Raw genomic sequence first — 21,313 nt, 5'->3', positions numbered from 1 at the left:
GCTGCGGCCCCGATGGGACCTGGCCGTTTCGCGTTTCGACCGTGGGGGCGCGGCGTCGCGGCGTGTCGGATGGGTTCGTCAGAAAGGCGGGGTTGCGGGCGGTCCGCTGTGCTCTGCGATGAGTTCCCTCGATCTGGACGGCCCCTGCGCGCGCTGGGGCGGGGCGGGCGGCGGTGTCCGATAAGGTTCGCAAACAGCCGTTCACTAACACGTTCACCAACCACTGCGGCGGAGGGAACGCACACCGTGGCGCGACCGCGCACCACCAGCGACGAGGCCATCCTGCAGGCCACCGGCCGCGCCCTGCTGCGGCACGGCCCCGGCAGGCTCACCCTCGGCGGCGTCGCCGCCGAGGCCGGCCTGTCGCCCGCCACCCTCGTGCAGCGCTTCGGCTCCAAACGCGGCCTGCTGCTGGCGTTCGCCCGCCGCGCCGCCCTCGGCGCCGGTGACCCCTTCGACCGCGCCCGCCGCGAGCACCCCTCGCCCCTGGCCGCCCTGCGCGCCGCGCTGGCCGCCATGGCCGCCGGCGTCCGCAGCGCGGAGGAGATGGCCAACAGCCTGGGGTTGCTGCAACTGGACCTGACCGACCCCGGCCTGCGCGAACACGCCGCCGCCCACGCCCGCGCCGTCCGCGAGCAGATCACCGACCTGCTCGCCCAGGCCGCCCGCGCCGGTGAACTGGCCCCCGGCGTCGACACCGCCGCCCTGGCACGCGCCGTCCAGGTCGCCTACAACGGCACTCTCATCCTGTGGGCGCTGGATGGCGGGGGTGCTCCGCTCGCCGACACCGTCCACGCCGACCTGGACGCGGTGCTCGCCCCCTACCGCGCGCACTGAACCCTGTCGCGTCCTATGCTCGGCCGGCGGCTCGTAGCAGTCTGCGGCCCAGATCGCCCAGGCGGTCGGCCAACTCCGGCGGCTCCACCAGCCGCCCGCTCCCCGCCCCGGCCGGGCCGTCGGCGCCTGCGTGCTGCTCGGCGCCACCGGCTCCGCCACCGCCGACCACCTGCGCAAAAGCCTCCGCGAATCCGCAGGCGAACCCATCAACGACGCGGCTGTTTCCGCCTGATCCCCCTCGGCGGTCGAACCCTTGCGGCGCGCTGACGCTGCGGCAGCACGCCACCGGCCGCAGCGTCGGCGCGGCCGTCCGGCCGCCGTGCCGCGCCATCGGCCCCGGTCCGCTCGCCCACCGGGGCAACGGGCCGTCCCTGGGCGAAGAACCCCTGGCGGTCGGGCCGTCGGCGCCGAGCGCGGCCAGCCGCACCACCACCGCCGCCCCCTGCGCCGGGGTCAGGTGCCCGGTGCGGTTGCCGCTGCCGGTGGCGACGCAGCCGCAAGCGGCGGCGTAGCCGAGGATCCCGTCCTCGGCTCAGCTCATCGTCGGCGGGGGCCGGTGCTCGGGCAGGCGCCGGACACTCATCCGCCGGCAGGATCCGGCCGCGGCGCGACGGGGCGGGCCGTGGTGCGGAAACGGTCCCGGTACGCGGCGGGCGGAACGCCGACATGCCGCAAGAACGCCCGCCGCATCGTCTCGGCGCTACCGAAACCGCTCAGCCGCGCCACGGTGTCCACCCCATCGTCACCGGACTCCAGCAGGCAGCGGGCCGCCTCCACCCGCACCTCCTCCACATACCGTCCCGGGCTCACCCCCACCTGATCGGCGAACACCCGGCTGAAGTGGCGGGGGCTCATCGACAACCGCGCCGCCATCGCCTCCACCGACAGATCGGCCGCCGGCTCGGCGGCGATGTGATCCAGCAGAGCACGAAGCGCCTCACGCCGTACGGGCCGCGTCCGCGCACGCCGGCTGAACTGCGACTGCCCGCCCGGCCGCTGCATGAACACCACCAGCCAGCGGGCGATCTCCCGGGCCACCGCGGCGCCGTGGTCCTCTTCGACCAGCGCCAACGCCAGATCGACTCCCGCCGTCACACCCGCCGAGGTCACCACCGGGCCGTCCCGCACCCAGATCGCATCCGGCGCCACCGCGACGCCCGGATGCACGGCGGCCAGCCGATCGCAGTACGCCCAGTGCGTCGTCGCGCGGCGCCCCTCCAGCAACCCCGCCGCGGCCAGCACGAACGCGCCCGTGCACACCGAGGTGACCCGGCGGGCGGCCGAGGCCGCCGTGCGCACCCCCGCGACCAGGTCCCCGTCGGACGAGATGTCCGAGGGCGGGCCGCCCGCCACCACCAGCGTGTCCACCGGACCGGCCGCCGCCAGCGCGGTGTGCACGCCCAACCGCAGGCCCGACGACGTCGTCACCGCCCGGCCGTCCGGCGAGGCCAGCCGCACCCGGTACCCGCCGGGCCGCAACCGGGCGGCACCGTCGAACACCTCCGCCGGGCCCGTGACGTCCAGCGACTGGACGCCGTCGTACACCACGATCAGCACCTCCCGCATGCCGACAAGCATGCTCCAGCAGCCCCGGCAGACCCGACACCCGATGTCCTGATCCGTGGGCGATGCGTCATTGCTGACGCGCCGCCGCCCACCGCAAGCTGAAACCGCCTCCGCCCCGGGGTCCACCCCGGTCGAGCAGATGACCACACCGGAAAGGAGCCGCCATGGACGCGGCCTTCGTGCTCTACGACAACATGACCGCACTGGATCTGATCGGCCCGGCCGACGCGATCGCCGCCATGCCCGAGGTCACAGCGCACTTCGTCGCCGCCCGCCCCGGACCGGTCCGCTGCGACTCCGGCCTGGTCATCCAGGCCGACACCGCGTTCGACGACCTGCCCCGCCCCGACCTGGTCGTGGTGCCGGGCAGCTCGACCTGGGACGCCGCCCTGGACAACGAGCCGCTGCTGGCGTGGCTGGCCGCCGCCCATCCCACCGCCGTCCGGACGGCCTCGGTGTGCACCGGCTCGACCCTGCTGGCCAAGGCCGGGATACTGACCGGCCGCCGCGCCACCACGCACTGGCTCGCCCGCGACCTGCTCGCCGACCTCGGCGCCGTGGTCAGCACCGAACGCGTGGTCGTCGACGGCGATGTCATCACGGCGGCGGGCGTATCGGCCGGCATCGACATGGCGCTCACCCTGATCGCCGACCTGTGGGACGCAGACCGCGCCCAGCTCGTCCAGCTGATGTTCGAGTACGCCCCGCGCCCGCCGTTCGACGCCGGATCCCCTGAGACGGCACCGCCGCAGGTCGTCGCCTACGCCCGCGGCATGTTCCCCGACAACTGACCGTCCACGCCACCGCCCACGGGCGCCGCCCGCTCCGGCGAAGGGCACCCTTCCCCGGTGCGTGCGGCGTCGGCGAACCGGCCGCATCCCTGCACTTCGCGTCGCGGCCGCCCACAGCCCTCCGTTCGCCTGGCGCGTCGCCGCCCCCACCGGCATGACACTCGATCGACCTTGGTGGAACCGGCCGTATCCGTGCCGCCCACAGCCTCGCCCCGCCGGCCGTGGCGCCGTCTTTCCAAAACCGGCATGCCCGGCCGGGTCCCGGTGAGATCGCTGTGCCCGGCCGCCGCCCGCGCCGGCATGACGCCCAGGCATGATGCCCATCGGCTCATGACGTTCATCGACTTTGGTCGACGGCGGTCGGACCCATCGGCCGATGCCGTACTCCTCCCGCACCTGGCATGCTGAACCCAGCCGATGCGGGAGGATCAGTGTCCACGACCAAGGGGAGCGTCATGACCGGCGCGGCCGCCGACGGCCGCTGGCGGCTCGACCACGACGGGCATCACCTGCAGGTCGAGACCGCACGCGTCGGGTGGATGCGCGTCGTCCGCCTGTACGTGGACGGCATCCAGCAGGCCGAGACCCGGGCCCTGCACCAGGCCAAGCTGCCCTACGGCGACATGTGCGTGCTGGTCACCTTCGACCCCCTCGGTCTGCTCGACGGCCAGGCCGCCCGCTGCGTCCTGGCCCCGCCCCGCCCCGGCCGCGACACCCCCGACATGAAGGGAGACGACACAAAAGAGGACGACACGGAAGAAGACACCGAAGACGGCGAAGAAAACGACGGCGGCGACGCCGGGCGGCAGATCCACCCGTTCACGGCACCGGAAGGCACCCGCGCCGCACGCCGCGAACGCCTGGCCCGCAAGCACCCCGCCCTGTACGCCTCGCGGCACGTCGTGGCGGCCACCGGCAAGGTGGTGTTCGGCATCCTGGGCGTCAGCGCGCTGATCAGCGCAGTGGTGCGGCTGCTGGTGTCCTACCTGCCGCGCCCTGATGTCGATCTGCCCGACATCGACCCGCCGGACCTGCCGCTGCCCGAGATCCCCTGGCCCGACGTCGACCTGCCCGACATCACCCCGCCCGGCTGGCTCCAGGCGATCCTCGCCACGGCCAAATACTGGACGCCGATCCTGATCGCCGTCGGCGTCGCCGTGCACGAGGTCGATCGGCGCAGGAAACAGGACCGCGCCCCCCGCGGCGCCGCCGCCCCCGGCGACACCGGCGCCGGGCGGAAGAAGGACGAGCAGAGAAAGAAGGACGCCGAGGAGCCGGGCGACCGAAGGGCGTGACGCCGGCGTGGCCGAAAGGTCACGGCCACAGACCGGTCAAGTCCAAGGCCTCGGCGGCGGTCGCCGCCCGCCGCACGGCCTCCAGCGGACGGCCCTGCCCGTCCAGGACCTGCCAGCCGCCCAGCTGCACCACCGGCACCCCGCCGCGCCGCACCGCCAGCGCCACCTCCGACAGCGTCCCCCACGACCCGCCCACCACGATCACCGCGTCCGCCGCGTTGACGATCACGTTGTTGCGGGCCTCGCCGAGCCCCGTCGGCAGCACCACCGTCAGATCCGCGCAGGCCCCCGCCCGGTCGTCGGCCGACAGCACCCCCACGACCACGCCGCCCGCCCGGTACGCGCCGGCGGCCACGGCCGCCATCACGCCGCCGTAGCCGCCGCACACCACCACCGCGCCCCGCTCGGCCAGCAACCGCCCCACCTCGCGGGCCAGCTCCCACTCGGTGCGCGAGCACTCACGCGGCCCGCACACCGCCACCTGCACCGCCACCTGCACCGCCACCGGGGGCGCCTACCGGGCGCCGTGCCGGGCCGCGGCCTGGTCGATCCGCGCCGCCAGCGCGAAGTCCCGCTCGGTCAACCCGCCCGCGCTGTGCGTGGTCAGCGTGAACGTCACCGTCCGCCAGCGGATGTCGATGTCGGGATGGTGGTCGGCCTCCTCGGCCGACCGCGCCACCTCGCCCACCAGGTCGATCCCCGCCATGAACGACGGCGCCGTGACACTCCGGCGGATCCGGTCGCCGTCGCGCGCCCAGTGCGGCAGGTCTTTCAGGCGGGCGGTCACGGCGGAATCGTCGAGCCTGTCGGCCATCGCTTGCCTCCCCCTGTCGCAGGACGCGCCCAGACGCGTCGGTGGGGACGGTGCCGGTCACCGGCACCGTCCCCACCGACGTTAACGGCCGTCCCGGAGGGCGCGCATCACCGGGACGTCAGGTCGTAGACGGTGACGCCGCCGACCGTGCGGGCGGTGAAGTCGGCCTGCACCCACTGGGCGATCTGCTGGGCCGCGTCGCTGCCGCTGGTCGAACCGCCCATGCCCGCGCGTCCCATGGCCATCCCGTCGCCGATGAAGTAGTGGATCTTCTTTTGGGCCACGTAGGCCTGGAACTGCTTCAGCGTCGGGGCGGGGTCGGTGCCGTTGAACCCGCCGACCGCCATCACCGGCGTGCGGGTGGCCAGCTGGTACCCGGCGGCGTTGTTGGACCCGACGGTCGCGGCCGTCCACCGGTAGGAACCGGCGTTCGCCTTCAGCAGCGCCACCAGCTCAGCGCTCGGCGTCGGCGAATTCAGCAGGCCGCCCGGCCCGCCGCCGCGGCCCTGCCCCGGACCGCCGCCGTCGCCGCGGGCACGACCAGTCCAGCTCCCGCCGGGCGTCCCGGCCTGACCGTCCTGCCGGCCGCTTTGCGACCCGTTCTGCCGGCTGCTCTGCCGGCTGTTCTGCCGGCCGCCTTGCGGAAAGCCCTGCATGGCGCCCGGCTGGCCGCCCTGCGGCAAGCGCCGCGCACCACCCGCCATGCCCCCGGGCATGCCCCCGCCCGGACCGCCGCCCGGCCGACCGCCGCGGCCGAAACGCCCCGGCCCGGCCCCGGCCGACGGCCCGGCCGTCACGATCGCCCCGGTGTGCGCAGTGGTGACCGTGTCCCGCGCGTAGGCGGCCGGACCCGCCAGCGACGCCGCCACGGCCACCGCCGCCGCCACCGCGACGACACGCCCCGGCAGATACGCCGCGCCCAGCAGCACCCCGGCGGCCACCAGACCGCCCACCAGCACCACCGGCGCCAGCCACGGAAGCCAATCCGGCGTGCGGTGCAGCAGCGTGTACGACCACACCGCCGTCGCCGCCACCACCGCCGCCAGCGTCGCCGTGGCCGCCGCGTGCCGGCGGCGCGACCACAGCAGCCCCGCCCCCAGACCGGTCAGCGCGGCGACCGCCGGAGCCAACGCCACGGTGTAGTACTCGTGGAAGATGCCCTGCATCAGGCTGAACACCAGGCCGGTGACCAGCAGCCACCCGCCCCACAGCCCCAGCGACGCCCGCACCCGGCCGGTGCGCGGCGCCCGCCGCACCACCCACAGGCCCGCGACCAGCAGGATGAGCGCGGCGGGCAGCAGCCAGGAGATCTGGCCGCCGTTGGCGTAGCCGAACATGCGGCCCCACCCGGCGTCCTGGTTGGTGTTGCCCAGCCCGCCGACCTCGTTGCCGTTGAGCCGCCCCAGCCCGTTGTAGCCCAGGGCCAGCTCCAGCACGCTGTTGTGCTGCGACCCGCCGATGTAGGGGCGGGCCCCCGCGGGGACCAGGGCGACGATCGCCACCCACCACCCCGCGGAGGCCACCATCGCGGCCGCCGCCAGCGCCAGCTGCCAGATGCGGCGACGCAGCGGCGTCGGCGCGGCCAGCAGGTACACCAGGCCGAACGCGGGCAGGACCAGGAACGCCTGCATCATCTTGGCCAAAAACCCCAGGCCGACGCAGACACCGCACACCACCAGCCAGCGGGTGCTCGCCTGCTCCTGCGCCCGCACCAGCGCGTACGCCGCCGCCGTCAAAAGCAGCACCAGCAGCGCGTCGGGGTTGTTGAACCGGAACATCAGCGCGGCCACCGGGGTCAGCGCCAGCGCCGCACCCGCCAGCAGCCCCGCGCCGGCCTCGACGTGCGCGGGGACGGCACCGGCGAGCGCACGCCGCACCGCCGCGTACACGGTGGCGACGGTCGCCACGCCCATCAGCGTCTGCGGCACCAGGATGCTCCAGGAGTTCACCCCGAACACCCGCGCCGCCAACACCATCGGCCACAATGCCAGGGGCGTCTTGTCCACGGTGATGGCGTTGGCCGCGTCGGAGGATCCGAAGAAGAACGCCTTCCAGTTGGACGCGTCGGCTTGCACGGCGGCCGAGTAGAAGGAGTTCGCCCACCCCGAGGCGCCCAAATCCCACAGGTACAGCACGGCCGTGGCCGCCAGCAGCACCAGCAGCGCCGGACGCGCCCATGCCGGGTCGCCTCCCCAGGACCGTTCACGCGTCCGGGGGACGGTCACGGCCTCCAGCACACTCGCCATGGGATGCTCCTCAGCCCAACCGGTACAGCTGGCTGGTGTCGGCGGACGTCGTCGTGCTGCCCGAGGACGAGCCGCCACTCGAGGTCGAGCCGCCGTACTCGCTCGGGTCGACCTTCTTACCGTGCTGCTGTACCCAGGTCGTGATGTCGTCGGTGCTGCTGCCGGAGTTACCGGGGCCGCCGTTGTTGCCGCCGCGGGGGCCGCCGCCGAAGCCGCGCCCGCCGAGCAGGATGTAGCGGAGCTTGCCCTCCTTGACGTACTTCTGCAGCTTCTCGACGGTCATCGCCGGGTCGCTGCCGCTGAAGCCGCCCATGGCGATGACGGGACGGCCGGTCTGCAGGATGATCGAGGACGCCTCCTGCGCGCTCGACACCGCCAGCAGCCACTGGGCCGACCCCTGGTTCTTCACCAGGTAGGAGATCATCTTCTGGTCGACCATGCCGCCGGGGCCGCCGCCGCGTCCACCGCCGGGCGCCCCACCGGGTGCGGCGGACATCCCGCCGGGCGTGCCCTGCGAACCGTAGCCGGCGGCGGGCGGGACGCCCGCGGGGGCGTTGCCAGAGGAAGTGCCGCCCGCGGGGGCGTTGCCGGCGGGCGCGCGGCCTGCAGTCGTGCCGCCCGTGGAGGTGCGGCCCGTGGAGGCGCGGCCCGAGGACGTGCCGCCGGACGTTCCGGCCGTGCCCTGGCCGCCCGTGCCCTGTCCCGGCATGGGCATCTGCTGCTGCGTGCCGCCGCGACCGTCACCGGCAGCGCCGCCCGGCAGACCCTGCCGTGCGCCATCAGCCCGGTACCGGAACCCCTGGCCGCCCGGGAAGCCCCGGCCGCCGCCGGGACCGCCGAACCCGCCAGGCCCCCTCTGCGAGCTGGGACCCGCCAGCGGATTGGAGCCGTTCACCGGCGACGACGCCGCCGACGCCGCGTACGCGCCCGGCCCCGCCAGCACCGCCACCAGACCCAGCGCCAGCCCCGCGACCGTCACCGGACGCCCCGCCTGCCGGCCGAACCGCGCGACCAGCAGGGCGCCCACGGCCAGCACCGTCACCGCCGCCACCAGCCACCGCAGCCACGGATTCCACTGCGGGGTGCGGTTGAGCAGCACGAACGCCCACACGCCGGTGACCGCGACGCCCGCGGGCAGCACAAACGCCCACACCGCCGAACGCCGGTACGCCTCGTACAGCAGCACCGCGCCCGCGCCGGTCAGCGCGCCGATCGCCGGGCCCATCGCCGTGACGTAGTACGGGTGGAAGATGCCCTGGGCGAAGCTGAACACCACGTAGTGCACCGCCAGCCAGCCGCCCCACAGCAGCAGCGCCGCACGCTGCAGGTCGGTGCGCGGCCGCCTGCGCAGCAGCACCAGCCCCGCCACCAGCGCGATCGCCGACAGCGGCAGCAGCCAGGAGATCTGGCCCCCGACGATCTGGTTGAACATGCGGCCCGCGCCCGCGGCGCCACCGAAACCGCCGCCGCCCGGGCCGCCGCCGGGACCGCCGCCACCGCCGGGACCGCCGCCTTCACCGAACACCCGGCCCAGGCCGTTGTAGCCGATGACCAGGTCCCACACGCTGTTGTCCTCGCTGCCGCCGATGTAGGGGCGGTTGTCGGCGGGGATGGAGTCCACGATCGCCATCCACCACCCCGCGGCCACCGCCAGCATGCCGCCGGCCGCCAGCAGGTGCCACAGCCGCCGCAGCAGCCCGGGCCGGCCCGCCACCAGGTACGCCAGCGCCAGCGCGGGCAGCACCACGAACGCCTGCAGCATCTTGGTGTTGAAGCCGCAGCCGACGAACACCGCCGCCAGCGCCAGCCACCGCAGCCGCCCCGACTCGACGGCGCGCTGGCACGCCCAGGCGGCCAGCACCAGGAACAGCACCAGCAGCGTGTCGGGGTTGTTATCGCGGTTGATCGCGACGGTGATCGGCGTGAGCGTCAGCACCCCGGCCGCCACCAGCGCCGCCACGTGCCCGAACGCGCGTCGCACCGTGGCGTGCAGGACGGCGACGGCCGCCACGCCCAGCACCGCCTGCGGCAGCAGGATGCTCCAGGAACTGAATCCGAACACCCGCGCCGGCAGCGCCATCGCCCACAGCGCCATCGGCGGCTTGTCCACGGTGATGAACGACCCGGCGTCCAGCGACCCATAAAAGAACGCCTTCCAGCTCTGCGTCGCGCTCTTGACCGCCGCCGCGTAGTAGTTGTTGGCGTAGCCGTTCTCCGACAGCCCCCACGCGTACAGCGCGAAGGCCACGAGCAGGACGCCCCACAGGGCCGGCCGCGACCAGCGCGGGTCGTCCGGGCCGCCCAGGGCCAGCCGCCTCAGGCGGCCGGAGCCGCGCGGCCTGCCTCCGCCGCCGGCCGCGTGCCTGGGGTGCGGCGCTGCGGGAAAGGTCTGTGTCGAGTGTGCGGGGGAGGTCATCGGGTCTCTTCCGTGTCGGGACGGGTCTGGGACGGATCATGCGCGAACACGGCCGGGGCCGCGGCATGCCCGGCGACGGGCTGGGGCGCCGGCCCGGCGACAGGGCCGGCGACAGGCCCGGCGACAGGGCCGGCGACAGGGCCGGCGACGGGGCCTGCGGCGGGGCCTGCGGCGGGGGCGGTGGAGCGGTCCAGGCGCCGCGGGTGGAAGATCCAGGCGCGCATCAGCAGGAACCGCACCAGTGTCGCCACGCCGTTGGCGCACACCAACGCCACCACCTCCACGATCCGCGACGCGCCGGGCGCCAGCGCGTGCAGCAGCGCCAGGCCGCCGGTGCTCAGTGCCAATCCCAGCAGGAACGCCAGCCCACCCTCCAGCTGGTGGCGCAGCGCCCGCTGCGGCCCGGTCACCCCGAAGGTGAAGCGGCGGTTGGCGGCGGTGTTGCCGATCGTGGTGACCACCAGGGACAGCGCGTTGGCCCACAGCGGCCCCATCACCGTGCGCAGCAGCACGAACAGCACCAGCTGCGCGAGCGTGCTGAACACCCCGATGATCGCGAACGAGGGGAGCTGGTGGGCCATCCCGGCCGGCAGCTGCGGGGCGGGCCGGCCGCCCACCGGTGCGCGGAACGCGCCGGTCATCATGCGGCGTCCCACGCGCGCCATGCCCTTGAGGTCGTCCAGCGCGGTGCGCAGCACGTCCACGCGGCTGTCGGGGTCGTCCACCCAGTCCACCGGCACCTCGTGGATGCGCAGCCCGTTGCGTTCGGCCAGCAGCAGCAGTTCGGTGTCGAAGAACCACTGCTCGTCCTCCACCGACGGCAGCAGCGCCTGCACGATCTGCGTGCGGGCGGCCTTGAAACCGCACTGCGCATCGGTGAACCGCGCCGCCAGCGTCGTGCGCAGCAGCAGGTTGTAGCAGCGGGAGATCACCTCCCGTTTGGGGCCGCGCACCACCGCCGACCCCCGGGTCAGCCGCGACCCGATCGCCAGGTCGCTGTGCCCGGAGATCAGCGGCGCCACCAGCGGCAGGAAGGCGTCCAGGTCGGTGGACAGGTCCACGTCCATATAGGCGACGACGTCGGCGTCACTGGTGCCCCACACGTGCCGCAGTGCGCGGCCGCGGCCCTTCTGCTCCAGCCGCACCGCGCGCACCGCCGGCAGCTCGGCCTCCAGGTCCCGCGCGACGCGCCAGGTGCCATCGGTGCTGGCGTTGTCGGCGATGGTGATGCGGAACCGGTAGGGGAAGGTCTGCTCGAGATAGGTGTGCAGCCGCCGCACGCTGTGCGCCAGCACATGCTCTTCGTTGTAGACGGGCACGGCGATCTCCACCAGGCGTCCCCGCCCGCCCGGTCCGGGCGGGGACGACGACGGCCCGGCGGGTTCGGCCCGATCGGTGACCATGTGACTCATGGGACCTACGTTGACCGGCCGGTGTGGGAAGGCCCTGAGTCCTTCCTTAACCCCGGATGAGAAAGCCCCGCCCGCCCTGAAACGCCGGGCGCGCGGGGCTTTCCGTTGGGGTCAGTCGGGGCGGGACGGGGAGCCGGGCAGGCGGACGCGTGCCAGCGTGCCGCCCCCGTCGGCCGGCTCCAGGCCGACCTGGCCGCCGCTTTCGTGCACCACCCGCGCTACGATCGACAGGCCCAGCCCCGACCCGGGAAGGCTGCGCGCCGACGGCGAACGCCAGAACCGGTCGAACACGTGCGGCAGGTCCTCGGCGGCGATGCCCGGCCCCTGGTCGCGCACGGTCAGCTCGCCCGCGCTCAGCCGCACGCCCACCGTGCCGCCCGGCGGGCTGAACTTCACCGCGTTGTCCAGCAGGTTCACCACGGCCCGCTCCAGCGACCCCGGGTCGCCGCGCACGAACCACGGTTTGACATCGGTGACGATGCGCAGCCCCGGGCCGCGCAGCCGGGCGCGTTCCACCGCGCGCGCCACCACGTCGTGCAGCGCCACGATCTCCTGCGACGGCTCCTGCTCGGCGGGACGGGCCAGCTCCAGCAGGTCCCCGACCAGGCTGGACAGCTCCTGCATCTGCGCCTTGACGTTGACCAGCATCCGCCGCCGCGTGTCCGGCGGCAGCTCCCGCCCGGTCTCGTGCGAGCGCAGCAGCAGGTCGATGTTGGTGCGCAGGCTGGTCAGCGGCGTGCGCAGCTCGTGCCCGGCGTCGGCGATCAGCTGCTGCTGCCGTTCCCGGGACGCGGCCAGCGCCGCGGTCATGGTGTTGAACGACCGGCTCAGCCGGGCGATCTCGTCGCGGCCCTCCTCGGGGATGCGGGTGTCCAGGTCCTCGGTGCGGGCGATGTGCTCGACCACCTGGGTCAGCTCGTCCACCGGACGCAGCGACGCCCGCGCGATCACCAGCCCCGCCCCGGCCGACGCCAGCACCCCCAGCGCCGTCACCGCCACCAGGAACAGCGCCAGCGTGTTCAGCGGCGCGGTGACCTCGTCCAGCGGGATCGCGAACGACACCGCCGCGCGGGTGCCGTCCTCGGCCAGGAACGGGCGGGTGTAGATCCGCACGTCCCGGCGGTTGCCGTCGGCGTCCACGCCGGTGCCGTCGTAGAGCGCCTGCGCCCGCGTTCCGCGTGCGACCTGCATGTCCGCCGCCGTCACCGGCAGCGACCCGGCGCCCGGCACCGTGCACGGGGCGCCCTCCTGGGTCACCACCTGCATGATCGTGTAGGGGCCGGGCAGCGGCCGCACCTCGCCCTCGCTGGTGGCGGTCGGCGTGCAGGTGTCCAGCACGGACTTCAGGTCCCGCCGCATGCGGAACACGATGCCTCCGCTCAGCCCACCGTCGGGGCCGGGCTCGTGTTCGTCCACCATCGGGCCGCCGATCCCCACCAGCCGCTGGTCCAGCTTGGCGTACAGCTGGCCGCGCACCAAAAACCAGCTGGCCGACGCGCACACCGCCACCGCCACGGCCACCGCCAGTGCGATCAGCAGCGCCAGCCGCCCGCGCAGCGGCAGCCGGCGCATCATGACGCCGATCTCAGCACGTACCCCACGCCGCGCACGGTGTGGATGAGCCGCGGCAGGCCGCCGTTCTCGGTTTTGCGGCGCAGGTACATCACGTACACCTCCAGGGAGTTGGAGGCGGGCTCGAAGTCGAAGCCCCACACCGTCTCCAGGATCTGCTCGCGGGTGAGGACCTGCCGGGGGTGCCGCAGGAACATCTCCAGCAGCATGTACTCGGTGCGGGTCAGTTCCAGCGGGTTGCCGGCGCGCGACACCTCGCGGGTCAGCGTGTTCATCCGCAGGTCGTCGAAGACCAGCAGGTCCTGTTCGCCGCCTGCGCCGCCTGCGCCGCCGGTGCCGGCGGCGGCCGCGGCGGCCATGGCGCTGCGGCGCAGCAGGGCGCGCACGCGGGCCAGCAGCTCGTCCAGCTCGAACGGTTTGACCAGGTAGTCGTCGGCGCCGGCGTCCAGCCCGGTGACGCGGTCGCCGACCATGTCGCGGGCGGTCAGCATGAGGACCGGCATCATGGCGCCCTTGGCCCGCAGCCGGCGGCAGGCGGTCAGTCCGTCCATGCGCGGCATCAGCACGTCCAGCACCACCAGGTCGGGAGGGGTGCGCTCGACCTCCTCCAGCGCGGCGACGCCGTCGGCGGCGCCCGCGACCCGGTACCCCTCGAACTCCAGACTGGTGGTCAGTGACTCGCGCACCGCGGGTTCGTCATCCACGACCAGGATGCGCGCACCCGCCGCCTGCTGCGTACCCGGCTCCATGCACACACCGTAACCAGCGGACAGCGGTGCCTGCGCACGTCAGCGGCCATTCTCATGGATCTTTCAGGAAGCCTCAACGGCGCCGTCATCCGGCCGCGTCCGGCGGCAGGTTGGCGAACATGGCGGGGCGGTGCGGCGGGAGGGGGCGCCGCCGCAGTCCGGCGCTGTAGCGCGACGGGTTCCGCAGCGCCCCGACCTTGAGGATCTTGGGTGTGGCGGGTGCTGCGGCGATTGCTGCGGCGGGCGGCGCGGCGGGTGCCGGGGCGTCGATGGCCGCACCGGCCACCGTGCGGGACGTCTCTCCGGACCTTTCGCCGGACGTCTCGCCGGACGTCTCGCCGGACGTCTCGCCGGACGGTTGGAGGGTCGCGGGTCCGGCGAGGGAGGCGGTGGCGCGGGCGGCGCGGGTCAGCAGGTCGGCGACCGACACCCGGCCGTCGCGCCGGGACGCGGGCTCGGGCGCCGGACGGGTCGCCGCCTGCCAGCCGCCGCGCACGGCGTCGACGACCACCTCCCGCGCCACCTCGCGCATCAGCCCGCGCAACGCGGCCTTCATCGCCTCGCGCAGCGCGTCGCGCAGCAGTTCGTCCATGACCGCCTCGATCGCGGCGGTCGCGGCGCGCGTGGCGGCCTGCGCCGCCAGGTCGCGGGCGGTGCGGGCCACGGCGCTGCCGGCCACGGCGGCGACCAGGTCGCCCGCCGAGCGGATCCGGGTGTTGCCGGACGCCCGGCCCGCGGCCTCGGCGGCGGCGTCGGCCACCTCGACCGCCATGTCCGCCACGGCCGAGGTCACCGGGGTGATGCCGGCCCAGTCGGCCGCCTCCCGCGCCCGGGCACGGGCGGTTCCGGCCAGTTCGCGGGCGGCCTCGCGTGCGGTCTGCCGGACGACCTGCACGACGATGTCGCGGCCGGCGTCCAGCGCCACGTCCACGGCCACGTCGGCGACCGCGTCGAGCGCCGAGTCGACGATCTGGCGGGTGGCGGCCTGCACGACCGGCGAGGAGACGGTGCGTTCGGCCATCTCCAGCGCGGTGGCGGTGGCGGCGCGGGCCAGCGGGCTGCGCGCGGCCAGCCGCCGCGCCGCCTCGGCCACCGGATGGGACGCGGCCTGCTCGACGAGCTCCACCGCGGCGGTGCCGACCTCCAGCGCGGTGCCGGTCAGCACGTGCGACTCGGCCGCCGCGCGGGCCTGCGCCACGGCCCGGTCGGCCGCCTCGCGCGCCAGCCGCGTCGCGGCCTGGCGGGCCGCCTGCTCGACGGCCTCCATCGCGGGGCTGCGCGACAGCTGCTCCACGATGCGGGCCGCCGCGCGGTCGGCCGCCTGGCGTCCCAACCGCCGCACGGGTCCGGACACGGTGGCCGCCAGGCGGGCGGCGTCGGCGGCCGCCGGCACCAGCGCGTCTTCGATCCGGTCGGGCGCCGTGCGGTCCGGCCGCGCCGGCAGCGCCACGGCGTGCGGGTCGGGACGGCCCTGCCCGGACGGACGGCCGGGCACCACCGCTTGGGGCACCGCTTCGGGCACGGGCTCGGGCACCGCCGCGGCCCTGCCCGTCCCGGTGCCGGTGTTCTGGTCGGCGGCGTCCTCGACCTGCTCGTCCACGGCCCATGCCCCCTATGGCGTCCTGGTCTTCACTTTCACCATAACGTTCATTGACCCGAAGTCGAGATCGATCGCGAGTTCGCCCGGCCGGTGCCGCCGGCGCGTCGCCGCTGGACATGCCCCGGAATCCGGCCTGCTCTCACCCCGCGTCCCCAGCATCCGCGGCGGCGAAGGCGCGGCGGGCGTGGGACAGGAAGGCGCGGACGGCCGGGACGTGGGTGCTCTTCCAGACCAGGGCCAGCAGGGCGGGCGCGTCCACGTCGTCGATGAGCCGCGCGGTCAGCCGGTCGCGGTAGGCGGCGGCCATCGAGCTGGACAGCACGCCCACGCCCAACCCGCGGGCCGCCAGGTCGGCGACGGCGTCGGCGGCGCTGGCCTCCAACGCGATCACCGGGTGGATGTCGAGGGCTGCGCACGCCCGGTCGAACACCGTGCGCAGCCCCGTTCCGGGCGGCATGCACACGACCGGCCGGCCGCTCAGGTCCGCCAGCGTGACGCGGGGCCGGTCGGCCAGGGGGTGCGTGGGGGGCACCATCGCGACCAGCCGGTCGCTGGTGACCGTCAGCGCCGGCAGCCCGCCCGGGGCGGCGGTCGCGGTGCCGACCAGGGCCAGGTCCAGCGCGCCGTCGCGCACGGCCTCCACCAGCCGGTCCGAGCCGTCCTCCAGCAGCGCGATCTCCACCCCGGGATGGGCCCGGTGGAAGGCGGCCAGGGCGTCGAACAGCGGCGTGACCGTGCAGCCGACCACCATGCCGACGGCCAGGCGGCCGCGGATCAGGTCGCTGACCTCGCCGACGGCCTGCTCGAGCGCCCGGGCGGCGGCCAGCGCGGCCCGGGCGTGCTCCAGGGCGGCCTTGCCCGCGACGGTCAGCGTGGCGGTGCGGCCGGAGCGGTCGAACAGCTCGGCGCCCAGTTCCCGCTCCAGCTGCCGGATCTGGGCGCTGACCCCCGACTGGCTGATGCGCACCCGCTCGGCCGCCCGCGTGAAGTTGCGTTCCTCGGCCACGGCCACGAAGTACTCCAGCTGCCGCAATTCCATAACTGTTGATTCTAGCTTTCATGAAAACAATCTGTTGGACTTCTAGTGGCCGGGTGGGCAGGCTGAAGCACGTCACACCGATCACACGTCTCGACGAGGAGATGTCATGGCCGAATACGAGAAGGCGATGCGCCCCGAAGACCTCACCCGCCTGTTCGTCGAACGCGCCAACGCCGGGGACGCCGAGGGGATCGCCGCGCTGTACGAGGAGGACGCGGTGATGGCCTACCCGCCCGGCAGCCGGACCGTGGGCCGCCAGGCCATCCGCGAGCTGTGGGAGAAGGTGCTGGCGTCCCGCCCCCGCTTCGAGCCCGAGGAGCCGCTGCCCACCCTGATCTGCGGTGACATCGCCCTGACCGGCACGCCGCCCAAGGACGGGGCGGGCGCCCGCGCCCAGGTGGTCCGCCGCCAGCCGGACGGCAGCTGGCTGCGCCTGCTCGACCGGCCCGAGTTCGTCCCCGTCACGGGCGGACCCGTCACCGGCGGACCCGTCGCGGATTGACGGCCGGCGCTTGGCGGCAGGCCCCGGCGGTCGGCTTGCGGGGGCGGTCGGCAAAGTTTTCACACAAAGAGTGTTAACAAGGGGCGGTTTGTCTGATAAGTGGTGAGGGTGACGGCAGTCACACCAGGGAGTGTCCATGGCCGTTCACCGTCCGTCCCCCGCCGACCCCCCGCCTCACCCGACCGCCCCCGCCCACGGTACCCGCACCCCCGCCACGCCCCTGCCCCGGCGGACCGTGCTGCGCGCCGCGGCCGCCGCCAGCGGCCCGCTGCTGCTGGGCGCCTGCGGCACCCGCAAGGACGCCCCCCGCCGCAACACCGGCGACCCCTGGCGGCAGTTCGCCGGAACCACCCTCAACTTCATCTCCGAGAACACCGCGCCCACCGCCGCCATCGCCGCCGACCTGCGGCCCTTCACCCGCCTCACCGGCATCCGCGTCAACATCGTCACGCTGGAACTGTCGGCCCTGGTGCAGAAGGTCGCCCTCGACCTGGCCTCCGGGCAGGCCCAGTACCAGGTCATCTACGCCGACCCCTACCAGGTGCTCGCCCCCTACTCCAAAGGCCTGGTCGACCTGCGGGAACTGGCCGCCGACCCGACCCTGCCGCCCCTGCCCGGCGGATTCGGCGACTTCATCCCCACCCAACTGGACGCCGCCGGACGCTTCGCCGCCTCCGACAAGGTGTTCGCCCTGCCCTACGACTGCCCCACCATGATCTGGCAGTACCGGCGCGACCTGTTCGACAAATACCGCGACCGCATGGCCGCCGACCTGGGCTTCGACCCCACCCCCGGGGAGGACTCCACCTGGGAGCAGTACTACGCCATCGCCAAGTGGTTCACCGACAACGCCGACGACGTCCCCTACGGCACCGGCCACCAGGCCAAACAGCACGACTCGCTGATGAACGACTTCTCCAACGCGCTGTGGGCCCACGGCGGCAGCTACTTCGACGACGACACCGCCGTCGGACGGCTCGGCACCATCGACCCCGGACCGTGCCGCCTGGACGCCGACGCCGCCATCGCCGCCGCCGAGTTCTACCGCAGACTGCTGTCGGTCGCCGACCCCGCCTCACGCACCTGGGACTGGGACGGCGTCGGCGCCGCGTTCCGCGCCGGACGCCTGGCCATGTGCCCCAACTGGCACGAGTTCGCCGCCGGCAACGAAGCCGCCATGCCCGGCAAGGTCGGCTATGCGCCCCTGCCCAAAGGACCGGCCCGCCGCGCCGGCATGTACGGCGGCACCGGCATCGCCATCAGCGCCAACACCCTGCCCAACGAACGCCGCGCCGCCTGGCTGTTCTTGCTGTGGGCCACCTCCCCCGACACCCAGCTGCGCGGCCTGGCCAGCAAGGTCGGCGGCGGCACCCCCACCCGCCGGTCGGTGTACGAGCGCGGCGACGTCAAGGCCGCCGCCCGCCGCCCGTCACCGATGCCCAACCTGCTGACCACCGACGCCGTCGAGCGGACCTGGCGAAGCGAGAACATCGGCCTGCGCCCCAAGATCCCCATGTGGAACGAGTGCGACACCGCCATCTACACCGAGGTGTCGCGGATGCTGGCCGGTGACGCCTCGCCCGCCGAGGCGATGCGCTCGGCCCGCAAACGCTTCGACCGCATCATCGCCAGGGGGTGGGCGGCATGACCGCCCCCGCCGCCCCCGCAGGCGCCGCCGCCGGCCCCACCCGCACCGCACCGCGCCCGCGCCGCCCCGGACGGCTGCCCGGCTTCGAGGGCCGCATGATGACGCCCGGTCTGCTGCTGCTGGCCGCCCTGTCGATCGTGCCGTTCCTGGCCATCATCGTCATGAGCCTGGCCCGGGTGCGGCTGCTGGGCGGCGTCGGCCTGCACTGGGTCGGCGCCGACAACTGGACGCGGTTCTTCACCGACCCCGACCTGGGCTGGGCCTGGATCCGCACCGCCGTCTACTTCACCCTCACCGTCGGGCTGGAGATGCTGGCGGGCGTCGGCCTGGCGCTGGCGGTGTGGCGGCTGGCACGCGGCCGCAACGCGGCGCTGACACTGCTTCTGCTGCCGATGTTCGTCGCGCCCGTCATCGTCGGGCTGCTCGGCCGGTTCCTCACCGACTCCACCTTCGGCCTCTACACCTGGATGCTGCGGCAGATCGGCTACCACGGCGACATCATGGGCTCCAAGACGTCGGCGTTCACCGCCGTGGTGCTGATGGACGTGTGGGAGTGGACCCCGCTCATCACCCTCATCACCCTGGCGGGCCTGACGTCCATCCCCGCGAGCCTGCGCGAGGCCGCCGCCATCGACGGCGCCGGCGGCTGGAGCATGCTCGCCCACATCATCCTGCCGTCCATCTCCAACGTGCTGCTGGTGGCGCTGCTGATCCGCTCGATGGACGCCATCCGCTACTTCGACGTGATCTGGGTCACCACCGGCGGCGGACCCGCCGACGCCACCAAGACCGTGCCGGTCCGGCTGTACGAGACCGCGTTCCGATTCTTCGACCTGGGTTATGCCGCCGCGATCGGGCTGGCCATGCTCGCCGCGTCCATCGTCGTCGCCCGCGCGTTCATCCGCGTCCTGGACCGGGAGGGACTGACCCGATGACCCGCCCAACGCCCCTGGAGCGCGGCAGCCTCCGGTCCCGCGTCGCCGCCGCCGTCACCGTCGCCGTCGCCCTGGTGTGGACATTGGTCCCGCTGGCCTGGATGGCGCTGTCGTCGGTGAAACCGTCCGAGCAGGTCACCGCCGCCACCCCCGACCTGCTGTTCCGCCCCACCCTCGGCAACTACCGCGCACTGTTCACCGGCGCCAACGACCTGGCCCCCTACATCTGGCACAGCATGCTGGCGGCCGGGGCGGCCGCGGTGCTGGCGGTCGTACTCGGCGCACCCGCCGGGTACGGGCTGGCCCGCACCCGCACGCGCGGCAAACGGCACCTGTCGTTCTGGATCATCTCCACCCGCATGGCGCCGATCGCCGCCGTCGTGCTGCCGCTGTTCCTCATCTACCGGCGGCTCGGCCTGCTGGACTCGGTCCCCGGCCTGGTGCTGGCCTACCTGACCTTCAGCCTGCCGTTCGCGATCTGGCTGATGAGCGCGTTCTTCGCCCAGGTGCCCCCCGCCCTGGAGGAGTCGGCGCTGGTCGCCGGCTGCTCGCGGTGGCAGGCGTTCCGGTACGTGGTGCTGCCGCTGACCAAACCCGGGCTGGTCACCACGTTCGTGCTGTGCCTGGTGTTCTCCTGGAACGACTACGCCTTCGCGCTGGTGTTCAGCGGCCCCGACTCCCAGACCCTGCCGATCGCCGCCAGCCAGCTGGTCACCCAGACCGGCATCGACTGGGGGCAGCTCACCGCGATCGGCACCATCGTCGTCGTCCCGATGATGCTCGTAGGAATCGCCGTCCGCCGGTGGCTGGTCACCGGCCTCACGCTAGGAGCGGTCACAGGTGAGTGAGACCACCCTCGGCGCCACCGCCGCCGCGATCCCCGCCACCATGCGGGTGTCGCTGCTGCGCGGGGTGCGCGACCTGGTGCTGGACGAACGTCCCGTGCCCGAACCCGGACCCGGCCAGGTGCTGGTGCGCGTCAACGCCGTCGGCACCTGCGGCTCCGACGTCCATTACTACGAGGAGGGCCGCATCGGGAACTTCGTGGTGCGCCGGCCCCTGGTGCTGGGGCACGAGTCCGGCGGCGTGGTCGCCGCGGTCGGGCCGGACGTCACCCGCAACCACCCCGGGCAGCGCGTGTCCATCGAACCGGGCGTGCCGTGCTTCACCTGCGACCAGTGCCGCACCGGCCACTACAACCTGTGCCCGGACATGCGGTTCTTCGGCACCCCGCCGATCGACGGCGCGTTCAGCGAATACGTCGTCGTGCACGAGGCCATGGCGCACCCGGTGCCCGACACCCTGTCGGATGAGGCCGCCGCGCTGCTGGAACCCCTGTCGGTCGGGGTGTGGGCGTGCCGGAAGGGGGGCGTCGGGCCCGGGTCGCGCGTCCTGGTCACCGGCGCCGGACCGATCGGGCTGATCGCGGCGCAGACGGCGCGTGCGTTCGGCGCCGGCGAGGTCGTGGTCACCGACGTGCGGCCGCACCGCCTGGAAGTGGCCGCCGACCTGGGCGCCGACGCCACCGTCAACGTCGCCGAACGTCCCGTGACCGGCTTCGAGCCCGACGTGCTGCTGGAATGCTCGGGCGTGCCCGCCGCGATCGGCGCGGCCATCCGCCTGGTCGGCCGCGGCGGCCGCGTCGTGCTGATCGGCATGGGCGGCGATGAGATCCCGCTGCCGCTGGACCACGTCCAGCGGCACGAGATCCAGGTCACCGGCACCTTCCGCTACGCCAACACCTGGCCGACCGCGATCGCGCTGGCCGCGTCCGGCAAGGTCGACCTCGACCGGCTCGTCACCCACCGCTTCGATCTGGCCGAGGCCGAACGCGCGCTCACCGTCGCGGCCCGCGACGACACCGCGATCAAACCCGTCGTGCACCCCTGAA

The 21,313-nt window shown here is 74.1% G+C and carries 18 protein-coding genes; 8 read left to right on the top strand and 10 right to left on the bottom strand.

Features of this window, described 5'->3' with window-relative positions; genetic code table 11:
- Positions 1-246: 246 nt before the first annotated feature.
- Positions 247-837 (top strand): TetR/AcrR family transcriptional regulator, encoded by a 591-nt coding sequence (locus tag QSK22_RS10630; RefSeq protein ID WP_285493899.1) that lies wholly within the window; start codon positions 247-249, stop codon positions 835-837.
- 579 nt (positions 838-1,416) lie between these two features.
- On the opposite strand, the gene QSK22_RS10625 is transcribed toward QSK22_RS10630, so the two are convergent.
- Positions 1,417-2,403: a GlxA family transcriptional regulator gene (locus QSK22_RS10625; RefSeq protein WP_285493898.1), complete on the bottom strand. Its 987-nt coding sequence runs from the start codon at positions 2,401-2,403 to the stop codon at positions 1,417-1,419.
- A 164-nt stretch (positions 2,404-2,567) separates the two neighbouring features.
- On the opposite strand from QSK22_RS10625, the gene QSK22_RS10620 reads away from it, so the two are divergent.
- Positions 2,568-3,194 carry a DJ-1/PfpI family protein gene (locus QSK22_RS10620; protein WP_285493896.1) on the top strand — a complete coding sequence of 209 codons (627 nt, stop codon included), beginning with the start codon at positions 2,568-2,570 and terminating at the stop codon, positions 3,192-3,194.
- 431 nt (positions 3,195-3,625) lie between these two features.
- On the top strand, positions 3,626-4,489 hold the full coding sequence (locus QSK22_RS10615; protein WP_285493895.1) for a hypothetical protein: 864 nt from the start codon (positions 3,626-3,628) through the stop codon (positions 4,487-4,489).
- A 19-nt stretch (positions 4,490-4,508) separates the two neighbouring features.
- Here QSK22_RS10615 and QSK22_RS10610 read toward each other — a convergent pair whose 3' ends face one another.
- The 9 genes from QSK22_RS10610 to QSK22_RS10570 all read right to left on the bottom strand — a co-directional run bounded on the left by QSK22_RS10610 (position 4,509) and on the right by QSK22_RS10570 (position 16,337).
- Positions 4,509-4,994, bottom strand: coding sequence for a TIGR00725 family protein (locus tag QSK22_RS10610; protein ID WP_285493894.1), 486 nt, complete (start codon positions 4,992-4,994; stop codon positions 4,509-4,511).
- Positions 4,995-5,003: 9 nt separating this feature from the next.
- Positions 5,004-5,303, bottom strand: a complete 300-nt coding sequence (locus QSK22_RS10605) for a 4a-hydroxytetrahydrobiopterin dehydratase (RefSeq protein ID WP_285493893.1) — start codon at positions 5,301-5,303, stop codon at positions 5,004-5,006.
- Between the two features lie 107 nt (positions 5,304-5,410).
- A complete protein-coding gene (locus QSK22_RS10600; RefSeq protein ID WP_285493892.1) occupies positions 5,411-7,549 on the bottom strand; it encodes a mannosyltransferase YkcB-related protein in 2,139 nt (712 codons plus the stop codon).
- Positions 7,550-7,559: 10 nt separating this feature from the next.
- Positions 7,560-9,965 carry an ArnT family glycosyltransferase gene (locus QSK22_RS10595; protein ID WP_285493891.1) on the bottom strand — a complete coding sequence of 802 codons (2,406 nt, stop codon included), beginning with the start codon at positions 9,963-9,965 and terminating at the stop codon, positions 7,560-7,562.
- Positions 9,962-11,368 (bottom strand): bifunctional glycosyltransferase family 2/GtrA family protein, encoded by a 1,407-nt coding sequence (locus tag QSK22_RS10590; protein ID WP_285493890.1) that lies wholly within the window; start codon positions 11,366-11,368, stop codon positions 9,962-9,964. The genes QSK22_RS10595 and QSK22_RS10590 overlap by 4 nt, the downstream gene beginning before the upstream one ends.
- A 120-nt stretch (positions 11,369-11,488) precedes the next feature.
- A complete protein-coding gene (locus QSK22_RS10585) occupies positions 11,489-12,952 on the bottom strand; it encodes a sensor histidine kinase (RefSeq protein ID WP_285493889.1) in 1,464 nt (487 codons plus the stop codon).
- On the bottom strand, positions 12,949-13,698 hold the full coding sequence (locus QSK22_RS10580; RefSeq protein WP_285493888.1) for a response regulator transcription factor: 750 nt from the start codon (positions 13,696-13,698) through the stop codon (positions 12,949-12,951). Before QSK22_RS10580 ends, QSK22_RS10585 begins: the two co-directional genes overlap by 4 nt.
- Before the next feature lie 85 nt (positions 13,699-13,783).
- Positions 13,784-15,298: a hypothetical protein gene (locus QSK22_RS10575; RefSeq protein WP_285493887.1), complete on the bottom strand. Its 1,515-nt coding sequence runs from the start codon at positions 15,296-15,298 to the stop codon at positions 13,784-13,786.
- 139 nt (positions 15,299-15,437) lie between these two features.
- Complete coding sequence (locus QSK22_RS10570; RefSeq protein WP_285493886.1) at positions 15,438-16,337, bottom strand: LysR family transcriptional regulator; 900 nt, start codon at positions 16,335-16,337, stop codon at positions 15,438-15,440.
- A 106-nt stretch (positions 16,338-16,443) separates the two neighbouring features.
- On the opposite strand from QSK22_RS10570, the gene QSK22_RS10565 reads away from it, so the two are divergent.
- The 5 genes from QSK22_RS10565 (at position 16,444) to QSK22_RS10545 (ending at position 21,312) form a co-directional block, all read left to right on the top strand.
- A complete protein-coding gene (locus tag QSK22_RS10565; RefSeq protein WP_285493885.1) occupies positions 16,444-16,839 on the top strand; it encodes a YybH family protein in 396 nt (131 codons plus the stop codon).
- Between the two features lie 136 nt (positions 16,840-16,975).
- Positions 16,976-18,487, top strand: coding sequence for an extracellular solute-binding protein (locus QSK22_RS10560; protein WP_285493884.1), 1,512 nt, complete (start codon positions 16,976-16,978; stop codon positions 18,485-18,487).
- A complete protein-coding gene (locus QSK22_RS10555; protein WP_285493883.1) occupies positions 18,484-19,422 on the top strand; it encodes a carbohydrate ABC transporter permease in 939 nt (312 codons plus the stop codon). Before QSK22_RS10560 ends, QSK22_RS10555 begins: the two co-directional genes overlap by 4 nt.
- The gene (locus QSK22_RS10550) at positions 19,419-20,270 is read left to right on the top strand and encodes a carbohydrate ABC transporter permease (protein ID WP_285493882.1); all 852 of its coding nucleotides are present in this window, start codon (positions 19,419-19,421) and stop codon (positions 20,268-20,270) included. Before QSK22_RS10555 ends, QSK22_RS10550 begins: the two co-directional genes overlap by 4 nt.
- On the top strand, positions 20,263-21,312 hold the full coding sequence (locus QSK22_RS10545) for an NAD(P)-dependent alcohol dehydrogenase (RefSeq protein WP_285493881.1): 1,050 nt from the start codon (positions 20,263-20,265) through the stop codon (positions 21,310-21,312). The genes QSK22_RS10550 and QSK22_RS10545 overlap by 8 nt, the downstream gene beginning before the upstream one ends.
- Position 21,313: the final 1 nt, after the last annotated feature.

The organism is Actinomadura sp. NBRC 104425 (assembly GCF_030269545.1).
GTDB classification, from domain to species: domain Bacteria; phylum Actinomycetota; class Actinomycetes; order Streptosporangiales; family Streptosporangiaceae; genus Spirillospora; species Spirillospora keratinilytica.
The sequence above is the reverse complement of the archived record's forward strand: the minus strand, read 5'-3'. Positions and strand labels throughout refer to the sequence as shown.

Bases quoted from the DNA above. Each gene is read 5' to 3' on its own strand.
- QSK22_RS10625 (WP_285493898.1), bottom strand. From the start codon at position 2,403: ATGCGGGAGGTGCTGATCGTGGTGTACGACGGCGTCCAGTCGCTGGAC.
- QSK22_RS10620 (WP_285493896.1), top strand. From the start codon at position 2,568: ATGGACGCGGCCTTCGTGCTCTACGACAACATGACCGCACTGGATCTG.
- QSK22_RS10605 (WP_285493893.1), bottom strand. From the start codon at position 5,303: ATGGCCGACAGGCTCGACGATTCCGCCGTGACCGCCCGCCTGAAAGAC.
- QSK22_RS10600 (WP_285493892.1), bottom strand. From the start codon at position 7,549: ATGGCGAGTGTGCTGGAGGCCGTGACCGTCCCCCGGACGCGTGAACGG.
- QSK22_RS10595 (WP_285493891.1), bottom strand. From the start codon at position 9,965: ATGACCTCCCCCGCACACTCGACACAGACCTTTCCCGCAGCGCCGCAC.
- QSK22_RS10590 (WP_285493890.1), bottom strand. From the start codon at position 11,368: ATGGTCACCGATCGGGCCGAACCCGCCGGGCCGTCGTCGTCCCCGCCC.
- QSK22_RS10585 (WP_285493889.1), bottom strand. From the start codon at position 12,952: ATGATGCGCCGGCTGCCGCTGCGCGGGCGGCTGGCGCTGCTGATCGCA.
- QSK22_RS10580 (WP_285493888.1), bottom strand. From the start codon at position 13,698: ATGGAGCCGGGTACGCAGCAGGCGGCGGGTGCGCGCATCCTGGTCGTG.
- QSK22_RS10570 (WP_285493886.1), bottom strand. From the start codon at position 16,337: ATGGAATTGCGGCAGCTGGAGTACTTCGTGGCCGTGGCCGAGGAACGC.
- QSK22_RS10565 (WP_285493885.1), top strand. From the start codon at position 16,444: ATGGCCGAATACGAGAAGGCGATGCGCCCCGAAGACCTCACCCGCCTG.
- QSK22_RS10560 (WP_285493884.1), top strand. From the start codon at position 16,976: ATGGCCGTTCACCGTCCGTCCCCCGCCGACCCCCCGCCTCACCCGACC.
- QSK22_RS10555 (WP_285493883.1), top strand. From the start codon at position 18,484: ATGACCGCCCCCGCCGCCCCCGCAGGCGCCGCCGCCGGCCCCACCCGC.
- QSK22_RS10550 (WP_285493882.1), top strand. From the start codon at position 19,419: ATGACCCGCCCAACGCCCCTGGAGCGCGGCAGCCTCCGGTCCCGCGTC.